The organism is Mesobacillus sp. MER 48 (assembly GCF_023714225.1).
Lineage (GTDB): Bacteria > Bacillota > Bacilli > Bacillales > Cytobacillaceae > Mesobacillus > Mesobacillus oceanisediminis_A.
Genome location: NZ_JAMAUR010000001.1, coordinates 66,823 through 79,480, shown reverse-complemented (window position 1 = coordinate 79,480; position 12,658 = coordinate 66,823). Strand labels below are relative to the sequence as shown.

General features: G+C 45.2%; 12 protein-coding genes. 1 reads left to right on the top strand and 11 read right to left on the bottom strand.

Annotated features, from left to right (window positions below; translation table 11 throughout):
- Positions 1–14: 14 nt before the first annotated feature.
- From M3593_RS00385 to M3593_RS00355, 7 genes are all read right to left on the bottom strand, one after another.
- On the bottom strand, positions 15–1,160 hold the full coding sequence (locus M3593_RS00385; RefSeq protein WP_251540123.1) for an acyl-CoA dehydrogenase family protein: 1,146 nt from the start codon (positions 1,158–1,160) through the stop codon (positions 15–17).
- A 245-nt stretch (positions 1,161–1,405) separates the two neighbouring features.
- Entirely contained in the window at positions 1,406–1,813 is a 408-nt protein-coding gene (locus M3593_RS00380) for a MaoC/PaaZ C-terminal domain-containing protein (RefSeq protein WP_144481043.1), read from the bottom strand.
- Positions 1,810–2,259 carry a MaoC family dehydratase N-terminal domain-containing protein gene (locus M3593_RS00375; protein ID WP_251540121.1) on the bottom strand — a complete coding sequence of 150 codons (450 nt, stop codon included), beginning with the start codon at positions 2,257–2,259 and terminating at the stop codon, positions 1,810–1,812. Before M3593_RS00375 ends, M3593_RS00380 begins: the two co-directional genes overlap by 4 nt.
- A gap of 17 nt (positions 2,260–2,276) precedes the next feature.
- Positions 2,277–3,038, bottom strand: a complete 762-nt coding sequence (locus M3593_RS00370) for a beta-ketoacyl-ACP reductase (protein WP_285847866.1) — start codon at positions 3,036–3,038, stop codon at positions 2,277–2,279.
- Positions 3,039–3,087: 49 nt separating this feature from the next.
- Complete coding sequence (locus M3593_RS00365) at positions 3,088–4,263, bottom strand: acyl-CoA dehydrogenase family protein (RefSeq protein ID WP_251540120.1); 1,176 nt, start codon at positions 4,261–4,263, stop codon at positions 3,088–3,090.
- Positions 4,264–4,436: 173 nt separating this feature from the next.
- Positions 4,437–4,748, bottom strand: coding sequence for a DUF3892 domain-containing protein (locus tag M3593_RS00360; RefSeq protein WP_251540118.1), 312 nt, complete (start codon positions 4,746–4,748; stop codon positions 4,437–4,439).
- Between the two features lie 81 nt (positions 4,749–4,829).
- Complete coding sequence (locus tag M3593_RS00355) at positions 4,830–5,723, bottom strand: superoxide dismutase (protein WP_251540110.1); 894 nt, start codon at positions 5,721–5,723, stop codon at positions 4,830–4,832.
- Positions 5,724–5,874: 151 nt separating this feature from the next.
- On the opposite strand from M3593_RS00355, the gene M3593_RS00350 reads away from it, so the two are divergent.
- Entirely contained in the window at positions 5,875–6,924 is a 1,050-nt protein-coding gene (locus tag M3593_RS00350) for a M42 family metallopeptidase (RefSeq protein ID WP_251540108.1), read from the top strand.
- 266 nt (positions 6,925–7,190) lie between these two features.
- Here M3593_RS00350 and M3593_RS00345 read toward each other — a convergent pair whose 3' ends face one another.
- The 4 genes from M3593_RS00345 to M3593_RS00330 all read right to left on the bottom strand — a co-directional run bounded on the left by M3593_RS00345 (position 7,191) and on the right by M3593_RS00330 (position 12,637).
- On the bottom strand, positions 7,191–8,405 hold the full coding sequence (locus tag M3593_RS00345; protein WP_251541207.1) for an acyl-CoA dehydrogenase family protein: 1,215 nt from the start codon (positions 8,403–8,405) through the stop codon (positions 7,191–7,193).
- Between the two features lie 195 nt (positions 8,406–8,600).
- Positions 8,601–9,815 (bottom strand): iron-containing alcohol dehydrogenase, encoded by a 1,215-nt coding sequence (locus M3593_RS00340; RefSeq protein ID WP_251540106.1) that lies wholly within the window; start codon positions 9,813–9,815, stop codon positions 8,601–8,603.
- A 24-nt stretch (positions 9,816–9,839) separates the two neighbouring features.
- Entirely contained in the window at positions 9,840–11,369 is a 1,530-nt protein-coding gene (locus tag M3593_RS00335) for an aldehyde dehydrogenase family protein (RefSeq protein ID WP_251540104.1), read from the bottom strand.
- A gap of 374 nt (positions 11,370–11,743) precedes the next feature.
- Entirely contained in the window at positions 11,744–12,637 is an 894-nt protein-coding gene (locus M3593_RS00330; protein ID WP_251540101.1) for a R2-like ligand-binding oxidase, read from the bottom strand.
- Between the last annotated feature and the right edge of the window lie 21 nt (positions 12,638–12,658).

Below are 12,658 nucleotides of genomic sequence, written 5' to 3'. Positions count from 1 at the left end.
GGTATGTTCCTTGTTTAATATTCTTTTTCAAGCTGTGCTGCTATGATGTTTTTCTGGATTTCGGATGTTCCCTCATAAATCCTTGTAATCCTGGCATCGCGGAAAAACCTTTCGACAGGATAGTCCGAAATATAGCCTAGCCCTCCGTGGACTTGAACAGCTTTATCAGCCACCCGGTTATACACTTCCGAACCATATAGCTTCAGCATGGCCGCTTCCTTGATGACCTTCTTGCCCGAATCCACCATCCAGGCGACTCGGTATGTAAGTGATCGAAGCGCTTCGATTTCAACCGCCATTTCCGCCAGCATATGGCTTACTGCCTGTTGCTTGATGATCGGTTTGCCGAACTGGATCCTTTCCTTTGCATAGGCAACCGACATGTCGAGAAGCTTCTGGCAGGACCCGAGATTGCGCGATGCAAGGCCCGCCCTTCCGTTTGCAAGTATTTTCAAGGCATTCACATAACCCTGTCCTTCTTCTCCAAGCATATTTTCAACAGGGACCTCGCAATCCTCGAAAACCAATTCAGCTGAATGAGAACCTTTGAGTCCCATCTTTTTTTCGACTTTGCCAAGCTTGAACCCCGGGAAGTCCTTCTCAACAATGAAGGAAGTGATGCCTTTCGCCCCTTTTTCAGGGTCTGTTACCGCCATCACTGTAAAAACACTTGCCTCTACAGCATTTGTAATATAATGCTTCAAACCGTTAAGCACGTATTTATCACCTTTTCTTACCGCAGTCGTCTTAAGGTTCGCCGCATTGGAACCAGCATCAGGCTCGGTGAGGGCGAAAGCGCCGATCTTTTCACCCCTTGCCATCGCCGGCAAGTATTTGTGTTTTTGCTGCTCATTACCCATTTCGACGATGCCAACCGTGCCTATGCCGGTATGGGCGCCTATTAAAGTGGTGTACCCGTTGTGTGTCTGGCCAATTTCCTCATAAAGTGCACATTTTTGAACCATGCCGATACCGAGTCCATGGTATTCTTCTGGGATGCTGAGTCCAAAAAGTCCCATTTCCTTGGAAAGCTGGATGATCCGCTCTGGGATTTTGTCATCTTCTTCAATTTGCATCGCAACAGGCTCGACTTCACCCTGGATGAAATCGCGGACATTGCGTTTTAATGCTAATAAATCCTCATCAAAGTCAAAATTCACCTGTATTTGTCACCTCATTTCTGGTAAAAACAAAAGTTTTTATCAAAAGTAGATCTTGCTGAATCAATTGGCAGCAGATATTCCGGAATTTTTGATTTTATTCCTTAAAATTGATCATTTATTCCTGACTTTTTCTTTTTATTCCTTAAAAATGAACTTATTTTCCTTAAAATCGATTTATATTCCTAAATGCTGCACCACCTATAGCAATAAACCCAGCAATGCTATGCCGGGTTTAATTTGTATTAAGACGCATACAGATGGTACGAAACATCTCCCTTAATGACCTCATTGCCATTTTGGTTGATTGCACGGACGAGGAATCGGAGATTGTTTTCATTTTCCTCTGCCAGTTCTGCCTGGAGAGTGACAACGTCATTCAGGAACACCATTCCTTTGAAGCGGATTGTATAGTCCTGAATGAAACCTTCCTCGTAAAAATCAGTAAACAGTTTGGCCAGATTGCCCATCGTCCACATTCCGTGTGCGATAATCCCCGGCAGTCCTGCCTTCTTTGCTTCTTCGTCGATTGTATGAATCGGATTATAATCTCCGGACGCGCCAGCGTATTTAATCAAAGTGATTCGATCCACTGGATCCAGCAGGATTTCCTTTAGAGATTCACCAATCTTCAATTCTGCTAATCTACTCATCCAATCAGCACCTTCCTTACTGCTTCAGTAATAATGACTGTTTGTGTAGAGGTGAAAACAACCTGCCCCATCTCGTCCTCACCAAAGCTTTCTAATACAAGGAAGCCCATTTCTCCCTGGGTGCCTTTTTTTTCAAAGTAATTTTTCACTACCGAGTAGCAGGTGATTTCTTCGCCTACCAATAAGGGACGCTCATAATGGTAGGTTTGTTCACCATGGATCAGGCCTTTATTTGGAAGGTTCAATCCGTCGATTGTTCCATAGTCAAATACCCTCGGAAACGTTGGCGGCGCGATGTTTTTGCTGTATCTGGAGTTTTTGCCCGTTTCCTCATCCACGAAAATGGGATGAGGATCCCCGATTGCTTCCGCGAACTTTTTGACAGCGCCGCGCTCGACCATGTTTTTCACTTTATTCGATTGCTTGCCAATATGCTCTTTGAACATTGATCCTTCACCTCGCGTTAATTTTTAGGTCCGCCTGCTACATAGATGACCTGCCCATTTACAAAGGATGATTTTTCATCTGCAAAGAATGCGACAGCATTGGCAATATCCTCTGGTTTTCCGCTTCTGCCAACCGGAATGCCCGCCACACTGTGTTTAATCAAATCTTCAAAAGAGATGCCAATTCGGGCCGCAGTTTCTTTTGTCATTTCTGTTTCGATGAACCCTGGTGCGACCGAGTTCGCTGTTATACCGTAACGCCCCAGCTCAATGGCCAGGGTTTTGGTGAACCCTTGAAGACCTGCCTTGGCTGCTGCATAATTTGCCTGTCCTCTGTTTCCAAGTGCGGAAGTGGAGGAAATATTGATGATTCTGCCATATTTCTGTTCGACCATGTACTTCTGAGCAGCTCTGGCTGCATTAAAGGATCCCTTCAAATGGACATCCATGACCGTTTGCCAGTCAGAATCAGTCATTTTGAAAAGAAGGTTGTCACGAATGACACCAGCATTGTTTACCAGGATATCAACAGAACCAAAAGTATCGTTAACCTCCTTAAATGCTTGTTCAACTTGTTCTGAGTCAGTAACATTCGCTACCTTTGAGTAGACTTCATATCCCTTTTCATTAAGTTCATTCGTTGTATCTGCAAGAGCTTCCTCATTCAAATCAATAAAAGCAACTTTAGCTCCTTCTTGCGCGAAAAGCTGGACGATTCCTTTTCCGATTCCCCGGCTTCCTCCTGTTACAAAAGCCACTCGGCCATCAAATCTTCCCATAATAATTCCTCCCTATCGAGTCAACTGTTAACGCTTACAAATTCACTTATTAAACAAACTGCCCAATTTTTACATGTCCTTTTAACAGGTCCCTGGCGATGATCATGCGCTGGATTTCATCTGTTCCATCGTAAATTCTCCAAAGCCTGGCTTCACGGTACCAGCGCTCGATTGGCAATTCCCTTGTGTATCCCATACCGCCATGTATTTGCATGACGCGGTCCACTACCCTGTTCCCCATATTCGAGCCATACAATTTAGCCATCGAGGCCATATGCCTGTTATCTTCACCTGCATCCAGCGTATAGGCGGCGTTCAATACCAGCCACCTTGCTGCTTCGATTTCAACCGCCGAATCAGCAATCATCCACTGGATGGCTTGTCTTTCAGCAATCGGTTTGCCAAAGGTGATGCGTTCTTTTGAATAGTCAATCGCCATTTGCAGTAGACGTTCTGCAGATCCGATTGCCCTTGCACCAACAACCCACCTTGCAAAGCCAATCCATTCAAGTCCTAATTTGTAACCGCCATCTACTTCACCAAGAATGTTTTCTTCTGGAACGCGGACATTATCAAACACAAGACCGGCAGGACCCCACTCACCCATCGTATGTATATACTCCGACTTCCAGCCCATATCCCGGTCGACGATAAAGCAGGTCACTCCATCACGGCCGGTTGCCCGATGCTTCTCCTTATCGGTAATGGCAATGACCATGACAAAGTCCGCTTCATTTCCACCCGTTATAAACGTCTTTTCGCCATTCAAAACCCACTCATTGCCATCTTTGACTGCGGTCATTTTAATATTTCTTGTATCCGATCCCGCGCCTGGCTCTGTCATTGCGAAGCAGGACTTTTTCTCGCCGTTGATGGTTGGGATCAAATATTTCTGCTTCTGTTCTTCGTTTCCGTAGTAAAGAATATTGTCTGCTGACCCACCGAATTGGAAAGGAACGAAGGTCTTGGAAATTTCCATCAATACGATGGCCATCATCATTTGACCAAGATCGGCACCGCCATATTGTTCAGGTGTATTGATTCCCCAGAAGCCTGCTTCCTTTGCCTTTAATTGCAGCTCCTGTAATTTACCTGGCGGAAGGCTTGGGCGTCCTTCTCTTTCATTCCTGAGAACCTCATTTTCCAGAGGCACCAGCTCTTTTTCAACGAACCTGCGGATGGTCTTCTGGACCATTTTTTGTTCTTCTGTAAGGCGTAAATGCATTCAAGTCACTCCCCTAACTTTTTCTTATAAATCTGCATCTCTATTAAAATTGTATGTTACAATCCTTTTTCACATACCTACCGGTTGGTATGTTAGTGTTAATTTTAGATTGAAATTTCTGAAAAATCAAGTTTTATATTAATGAAAACAAAAATAGCAGGGAAGATTCCCTGCTAAAAATCAGGCAGCTGATCAAGATTGTTTTCTTTGATTCCATCCGGCTCACTTCTGAGAATATCCCGTCCGTATTTATGGAATACATCCACATGGGCCAGTCTGCCAGCCTTTGCTTCATTAAGGGCAGTGACATAATCCAACTCCCTGCCATTATCTGTCTTAAATGCGATCAGATCCCCGTCGTCATTTTTCCGGACAGCCACAATTTGCTCTTTCCCGGGCTGGTCTGTGTTTGCTTCAATTTCAGCCTGTGCACTGCTTTGCTCCTTGTATTCCTTGTAGATCTGGTTGAAATCTTTATTATCCAAAATACCACCTCCCGAACATATGTTTAGTCTTTGCCAAAGAGAAGCATTTATACAAAAAAAGAGTGACGATCCGTCACTCTTCTAAAATGGCTGCCAAGCTAATGTCCTGGCTTTATTGAACCGCTGCTCGACTTCCTTCCAGTTGACGACATTCCACCAGTTTTCAACATATTTAGCTCGTTCATTTTTATATTGCAGATAGTAGGCGTGTTCCCAAACATCCAGAACGAGAAGTGGAACAACATCCCACTGTGTCAGGTTTTGATGCTTTTCAGCCTGGAGAATTTCGAGACGGTGGGAACGCGGAGACCAGACAAGGATGGCCCACCCTACAGCTTCGACACTTTTAGCGGCTTCTGTAAAATGTTTTTTAAAGCCTTCAAAGCTGCCGAATGTATCATTGATTGCTTTGCTAAGCTGTCCTTTTGGAGCTCCCCCGCCATTCGGGACCATAATGTTCCAAAAAATCGTATGGAGGTAATGTCCTGATCCGTGGAAAGCTGCTTCCCTTTCCCAGTGTTTGATCAAAGAGAAATCACCGGTTTGCCTGGCTTTCTGCATTTCTTTTTCAGCTTTGTTCAAACCATCAACATAGGTTTGGTGATGCTTTAAGTGGTGAAGTCTCATGATTTCTCTATCGATCACAGGCTCGAGCGCATTATAGGCATAAGGCATTGGCGGCAATTTGTGGCCTCCTATTGGCACAGGCTGTAGTCTCTGCGCTTGCTGGCGCCCAGTCTCTGGGTCATTCACATAATCTGTAAGTTCGTCAAATAATTTTCTCGCTTCTGCATATACCTGTTCCTCATCCAAGTTGCTTTCTGCTTTCTTTTTTAAGGTGAAGAAGTTTTCTTCCCATTTCTCTAATGAGTCTTGATCTCCCGATTCTCTAAGCTGAGCCCTCACGGAATCCCATTTCTCTTCCATTTCCCTCCACCATTCCTGCAATGAATACCTAAACCAATACCCGTTCATCTAATCGCCTCCCCAAAACTACATCCATAATCAAAATATGAGCAGACTGGTTTAGGGATTACAGGAATTAAAGATAAATGGTACTTTGCTTCGGGAAAAAAGCTTATAATATTAATTATGTGAGAATTTATTTTAGGGAGGAATTTCATTTATGGCATACCCAAATACGGATGAGACGGTGAATCTGTTAAAGGAACTGGTCAGCATCCCGAGTCCTTCAGGAAATACCAATGAAGTGATTACATATGTAGAGAATTATTTAAAGGAATTGCAGGTAGAAACAAAAAGAAACCGCAAGGGCGGGTTGATTGCTAGCTTGCCAGGTAAAGATGAGCAAAATCATAGGATGCTGACTGCCCACGTCGATACTCTTGGAGCCATCGTAAAAGAAATTAAGCCAAGCGGACGCCTTAAGCTTGATTTAATCGGCGGCTTTAAGTACAACTCCATCGAGGGCGAATATTGCGAGATTGAAACTTCAAGAGGCAAAAAGTTCACGGGAACAATTTTGATGCACCAAACCTCCGTACATGTCTATAAGGATGCCGGGAAAGCTGAGCGCAATCAGGATAATATGGAAGTGCGCGTCGATGAAAAAGTACATAACGCTGATGATGTGAGAGCACTTGGCATCGAGGTTGGAGATTTTGTTTCTTTTGATCCTCGTGTACAGCTAACACCGTCCGGATATATTAAATCGCGTCATCTGGATGATAAAGCAAGCGTAGCGATCCTGCTTCAGCTAATCAAACAAATGAAAAGCGAAAATATCGAATTGCCATATACGACTCATTTCCTGATTTCAAATAATGAAGAAATCGGTTATGGAGGCAACTCGAACATCACTTCGGAAACAGTTGAGTACCTGGCGGTGGATATGGGGGCAATGGGCGATGGCCAATCTACCGATGAATACACGGTTTCCATTTGTGTGAAGGATGCGAGCGGCCCTTATCATTATGAACTTAGAAAAAGGCTGACACAACTGGCTATTGACAATGGAATCGGCTACAAACTCGATATCTATCCGTTTTACGGATCGGACGCTTCAGCCGCGATCCGTTCTGGACATGATATCATCCACGGTTTGATTGGGCCCGGAATCGATTCCTCACATGCATTTGAAAGAACACATAAAGATTCTATTGAAAATACAGCTAAGCTGCTTTATCACTATGTGCAATCTGAAATGGTCTTATAATTGTAAGGCTCTTTTCTCAAACTTTGTTGCTATTGACTACTAAATTGGATTGAATGACCTAGTTTTCTTTATAAAATTCAAGCTTATTATGAGAAAAGAGCTTGCCCACTTAAAAACGAACTGCAAAATTGCTTATAGCCCGTTAAAATCGGCTTTAAGATTTTAACAACAATCTTTACGAAAACAGCCAATTGTAAAAAGGAGATGCGCTTCAGTATTGAAGCACATCTCCCTTTTTTTTCTTAGCTTGGTGGTGTCACTTTATTTTATTTCATGATTTCTTCTGATACCGACTCAAAAGGCCATGCCGGGAGCATATTCGAAAGTGGTTTATCAACTCGATAGCCTAGCGCATATTCCGCTTGCATAACCGTATGGATTTCCCGTGTTCCTTCATAGATCACCGGCGCTTTTGCGTTCCGCAAATATCGTTCGACAGGATATTCGTTTGAGAAACCGTAGGCCCCATGGATTTGTACGGCATCATTTGCTGCTTCATAAGCATAGTCGCATGCCTGCCATTTGGCCAGTGAGGTTTCACGGGTATTCCGTTTGCCCTGATTTTTAAGCCAGCCTGCCCGGTACACGAGCAAGCGTGATTGTATCAGCCCCGCTTCCATCTTCGCGATCATCTGCTGGACGAGCTGATGCCTGCCAATTTCCTTGCCGAATGTACTTCTTTCATGACAATACTTCAAGCTTGCTTCAAGACTTGCCATAATCGTTCCGCACGCACCTGCGGCCACGGTGAAACGGCCATTATCCAGGGCGGACATCGCGATTTTAAAGCCGTCACCTTCTTTGCCCAGAAGGTTTTGTTTAGGAACCTTTACATTGTCAAAAAAGATTTCGCCGGTATTCCCGGCCCTGATTCCAAGCTTCCCTTTTATAGCCTTGGAGGAGAAGCCCTCCCAGTTTCTCTCCACGATGAAGGCCGATATGCCATGGTGTTTTTTGCTTTTATCCGTATACCCAAATACGAGGAAATGGTCAGCAACATCACATAATGAAATCCAGGTTTTTGACCCATTCAGAATATAGTGATCCCCCGCGTCAGCGGCTGTTGTCTGCATTGCCGCAACGTCCGAACCTGCATTCGGCTCGGTCAATCCAAAAGCCCCTACCTTTTCCCCTTTTGACTGAGGAACTAAATACTTCTGTTTTTGCTCTTCATTTCCCCATTGCAGGAGAGTCATACTGTTTAGGCCAGTGTGAACGGAGACTGCGGTCCTGAAGGCAGTATCCCCGCGCTCAAGTTCTTCACACACAATTGCCAGTGAATTATAATCCATCCCGCTGCCGCCATATTGTTCCGGTATGCAGACTCCCATGAGGCCAAGATCCGCAAGCCTTGTCAGAATATTACTCTCAAAGTGCTGCTTTTCATCCCATTCTTTAATATAAGGCATGATTTCCCTGTCAACAAAATTCCTGACCGTTTTCCTTAACAGCTCTTGTTCATCTGTAAAATCGAAATTCATCATTGATGATCACTCCTTAAGTAAAGCGTAAGCGCCTTGGTCAGCCCCGACAGATGTTGGAGGGCCGATTGGTGAAGTCGTTCTTTGAGTTTATTGGACGGACCGAAACGACTCGTGGGGCTGGGCACTGAAGCTAGAAAGTTATATTTTTACAAAAAGGGGAAACCAATGATGGATCCCCCTTTCTGAGTATTTTTACTTTACGCCAATCGGCACAACCTGCTGGCCGACAGCGTGAATCAGTTCCTTCGGCATCGGGAAAGAAACTGCTGCAGGGTCTTTCGCTACAGCTCCAGCAATCTTCTCCAGGTCTTCCTCCGTTAAACGGTACTGTGCAAAATCTGACGGCAAGCCAGTTTTGTGCTGAAGGACTCGAATCTTTTCAACCACTTTTGCCAGTACGGTCTCATTGTCATCGTCTTCATTGAATGAAACACGCAAGGCAGATGCCAGTTCTTTTACCTTCGGAAGGTACAGGCTTGGTACATATTCCATGACTACAGGAAGGAAAACAGCATTCGCCAGTCCATGCGGAATCCTGAAGAGTGCGCCATAGGCATGAGCAAAGTTATGGACCGGGATCGCATTCAATGCAAAGCTGAACGCGGTAATTCCCATTAGGCTCGCCTGCAGCATTTCCATTCTTGCATTAAGGTTTGAGCCTTCAGAGATGGCAACAGGCAGGTTCTTTTCGATCAGCCTGATTGCGTGCAATGCATGGGCATCAGTAAGTGCATTTGCGTTTGGCGATGCGAAGGCTTCAATTGCATGTGTCAGTGCATCGAAGCCTGTGAATGCGGTGATTGCCGGCGGCAGCCCCACTGTAAGGTCAGGGTCCAGTACGGCAATATCCGCGCTGAGGAAAGGATTGATAATATTCCCTTTCATTTGGATATCTTCATTGTATATGACCGCAATCGGCGAGACTTCCGAACCGGTACCAGCAGTAGTTGGTACTGCAATATGCGGGATCGGAATATGGGTTGCTTTCGGGAATTGCTCATATAAAAAGCCTCCGCGTATGGCTTCCTTGATGTCGGTCAATCCTTTATGCATGGCGTATTTTACGCCTTTGACCGTGTCAAGTACACTTCCGCCGCCAACAGCAAGCAAGCCATCCGCACCAACTTCCCTTGCATATCGTAGGGCCTCATTCACTGAACTGCTTTCTGCGTCCTGAGCAATATCCACATAAATACCAGCTAATTCAGGACCCGTGCCTTTGGACGTCAATTCAAAAATCTGGGCAACTTTTTCGACTACTCCTGCTTTTTCTAGGCCCCTGTCACTAAAAAGAACCACCCTTTTAGAGCCCAATCCCTTGAACAAATCAGGCACCATTGCCCTTGAATTTGAGCCGCTGTATATTGCTGAGCGGAGTGAGAATTGAGATAATGTTGTACTTTGCATCCTTTTCACCTCATTATTATTTTTTTATTCAGCACTGTCGGAAAGCAGCAAACCATACCAGGAACGCTTATGAACTTCCGGTACCATCGAAGTATGGACATGCTTCACCTGGGTGTAGGCATCAAGTGAATGCTTTCCCATCTCGCGGCCGATTCCGCTCTGTTTGTAGCCGCCAAATGGTGCATCATTGCGCAGCATATGCCAGTCGTTGATCCAGACAACTCCAGCCTGCAGCTTGCGAGCAACGGCATACGCTTTATTGACATCCTGGGTCCAAACTCCGGCAGCAAGCCCATATATGGAGTCATTCGCCATCCTGATGGCATCATCCAAATCGGTGTATCGAATAACGGACAGTACTGGTCCGAAGATTTCCTCCCGGGCGATTTTCATATCATTTGTGACATTCGTGAAAATCGTCGGTTCGATGAAGTGGCCATTTTCGCAGCCGGCTACCTTAAGTTCCTTACCGCCGCAGACGAGCGTTGCACCCTCGGCTTTGCCCGCTTCGATATAAGATAAGATGGTTTCTTTTTGCCTCTGTGAAATGATTGGACCAACATCAGTAGCTTGATCGAGCGGATTTCCAAGCTTGATTTTGCCAGCCAGCTTTACGAGATTTTCCACAATAACATCATGTAAATGGTCAGGCACAAATAACCTTGTCCCTGATTCACATAGCTGCCCGGAATGCAGGAACACCCCAAATAAACTTCCAGGTAAGGCGGTGCTTAAGTCGGCATCTTCAAGGATGATGTTTGGAGATTTTCCGCCTAGCTCGAGTGTTATATTTTTTACTGTGCCTGCGGCTAACTGCATTACCTTGCGTCCGACTTCAGTCGACCCTGTAAAAGCAACCTTATCGACCTTTGGATGGCTTGCCAGCTTTTCACCAACATCGGCACCTGGTCCGGTCACAACATTTATGACTCCAGGGGGCACGACCTTGGAAATGATTTCAGCAAGTTTCAGGGTCGATAACGGAGTATAGCTTGCAGGCTTGACCACAATTGTATTGCCCATCGCCAAAGCCGGTGCGATTTTCCAGGTCACAATCATCATCGGGAGATTCCACGGAGTGATTGCCGCGCAAACCCCAATTGGCTCGCGCCAGATAAAATTGTGAGCCGGTCCGGGGAACGGCGGACTTGGAAGCGTTTCTGAAAATGGATACTCTTCCACAAACTTTGCCAATGTTTGGAACAAGTCAACCATTTGCAGGATGTCGTTCGCCCCAATCCTCCTAACGGTACCTCCAGAACTGATGGCTTCAAGGTAAGCAAGTTCTTCAGCATGTGCAGCAATCTGATAAGAAATGGCATACAACACCTTCGATCGTTCCTTTGGCTTCATATCCTTCCAGTCGGTTTCATCGAATGCTATCCTTGCCGCCTCTACTGCTTTATCCACATCCTCTGCATTCCCTTTTGCCACGTGTGCCACCAATTCCCCGGTAGCTGGATTAAAGACATCAAAGGTTTCCTGAGTGCTTGCAGCCTCCCACTTTCCATTAATGAATAACGGAAACCTTTTTACATCGACATTTACAGTCATTCTGCGCCCTCCTTATTGGGTTTTGTATAAATTTATTAAAAAACTAGTTACTGAATAGCAAAATCATTGAAGAAGTCACTATTTTTGGTTAGCCAATAGGGCTTATTGGAGTGTTGGTTTACCAGTAACAGGATTATCAAGTCACCAATAGGGTTTATTGGAACCTTGATTTACCAGTAACTGGATTAGGAGGTCGCCAATAGGGCTAATTGGAATCCTGGTTTACCATTAACTGGATTATCAGGTCACCAATAGGGCTTATTGAAGTGTTGGTTTACCAGTAACTGGATTATTAGGTTGCCAATAGGGCTTAATGGAACACCTTTATTCCCAAAAATGAATTATCAGGTCACCTAGGAGATTCTAGCAGTTCCTTACAAAACTCCCATCTCACTCTCCGACACTCTATAAATTTCTTCGATCCGCTTGCCTCTTGCTCTCGAGAGGATTTCCATCCGGACAGATAGCTGTTTTAAAGTGAAGTTCATTGTATCTTCAATCTGGTTGCCAAAAGTGCTGACATCATTGTCACGGAAGCCCTCCTGGTTCAAGCGGATGGCCAGCGGAGTCAGCTCTTGCATTTTGCCTTCAACATATTCGTACAAATGTGGATGCTCGCAGATCAATCTTTGCAGCAGGAACGTTCCGTAGCCGATATGTCTGGACTCGTCCCTTTTTAAATTGCCGATTCCCTTAAGAAGTCCTGGCATCAGGCCGAGGGTTTCGAGATTTTGATAGAAGGAATAATAGCCGGTTTCGGCAAGTACCCCTTCAACGAACATGTTATAGACGGTGGCGGCTTCGGCGATGGCTTCCGGTGATTGGTCAGTCAAAAGGCGATCCATCGTAGTTGGCAATATTTCATAGAAAATCGTTTTGTAAGTCTCTGTGTGGTGTCCTGAGAGGTCACCTGTTTCTCCCAGAGCGTTCAGAACAAGCCTGAAGAACTCGGTATGCTTGGCTTCTTCAAACAGGAAGGTTGTGAGGAACATCTCTTCCTCAAGCCTGCCTTCCTTTGCGATAGCCATGATCAGCGGCAGGAGGTCGAGTGTGACTGCTTCCTCACCGGCCTGGAATTGCGAGATCAGGCGGAGAATATCATTTTGCTGTTCGGCGGTCAGCTGCCTCCAGTCCTCCTGGTCCTGGGTAAAATCAATATCTGCAGGATTCCAGATGCCGAATTTCTTCGCTTTTTGATAGAGTCGGAACGGGAATGAATCTACCTGCAGCCCTCGCTTGCTTGTCGTTAAAATCGTTCTCTGCTCCATTTGTATTCCTCCTTGATTACC

Bases quoted from the DNA above. Each gene is read 5' to 3' on its own strand.
- M3593_RS00365 (WP_251540120.1), bottom strand. From the start codon at position 4,263: ATGCATTTACGCCTTACAGAAGAACAAAAAATGGTCCAGAAGACCATC.
- M3593_RS00340 (WP_251540106.1), bottom strand. From the start codon at position 9,815: ATGCAAAGTACAACATTATCTCAATTCTCACTCCGCTCAGCAATATAC.
- M3593_RS00335 (WP_251540104.1), bottom strand. From the start codon at position 11,369: ATGACTGTAAATGTCGATGTAAAAAGGTTTCCGTTATTCATTAATGGA.
- M3593_RS00370 (WP_285847866.1), bottom strand. From the start codon at position 3,038: ATGGGAAGATTTGATGGCCGAGTGGCTTTTGTAACAGGAGGAAGCCGG.
- M3593_RS00355 (WP_251540110.1), bottom strand. From the start codon at position 5,723: ATGAACGGGTATTGGTTTAGGTATTCATTGCAGGAATGGTGGAGGGAA.
- M3593_RS00375 (WP_251540121.1), bottom strand. From the start codon at position 2,259: ATGTTCAAAGAGCATATTGGCAAGCAATCGAATAAAGTGAAAAACATG.
- M3593_RS00345 (WP_251541207.1), bottom strand. From the start codon at position 8,405: ATGAATTTCGATTTTACAGATGAACAAGAGCTGTTAAGGAAAACGGTC.
- M3593_RS00330 (WP_251540101.1), bottom strand. From the start codon at position 12,637: ATGGAGCAGAGAACGATTTTAACGACAAGCAAGCGAGGGCTGCAGGTA.
- M3593_RS00350 (WP_251540108.1), top strand. From the start codon at position 5,875: ATGGCATACCCAAATACGGATGAGACGGTGAATCTGTTAAAGGAACTG.
- M3593_RS00380 (WP_144481043.1), bottom strand. From the start codon at position 1,813: ATGAGTAGATTAGCAGAATTGAAGATTGGTGAATCTCTAAAGGAAATC.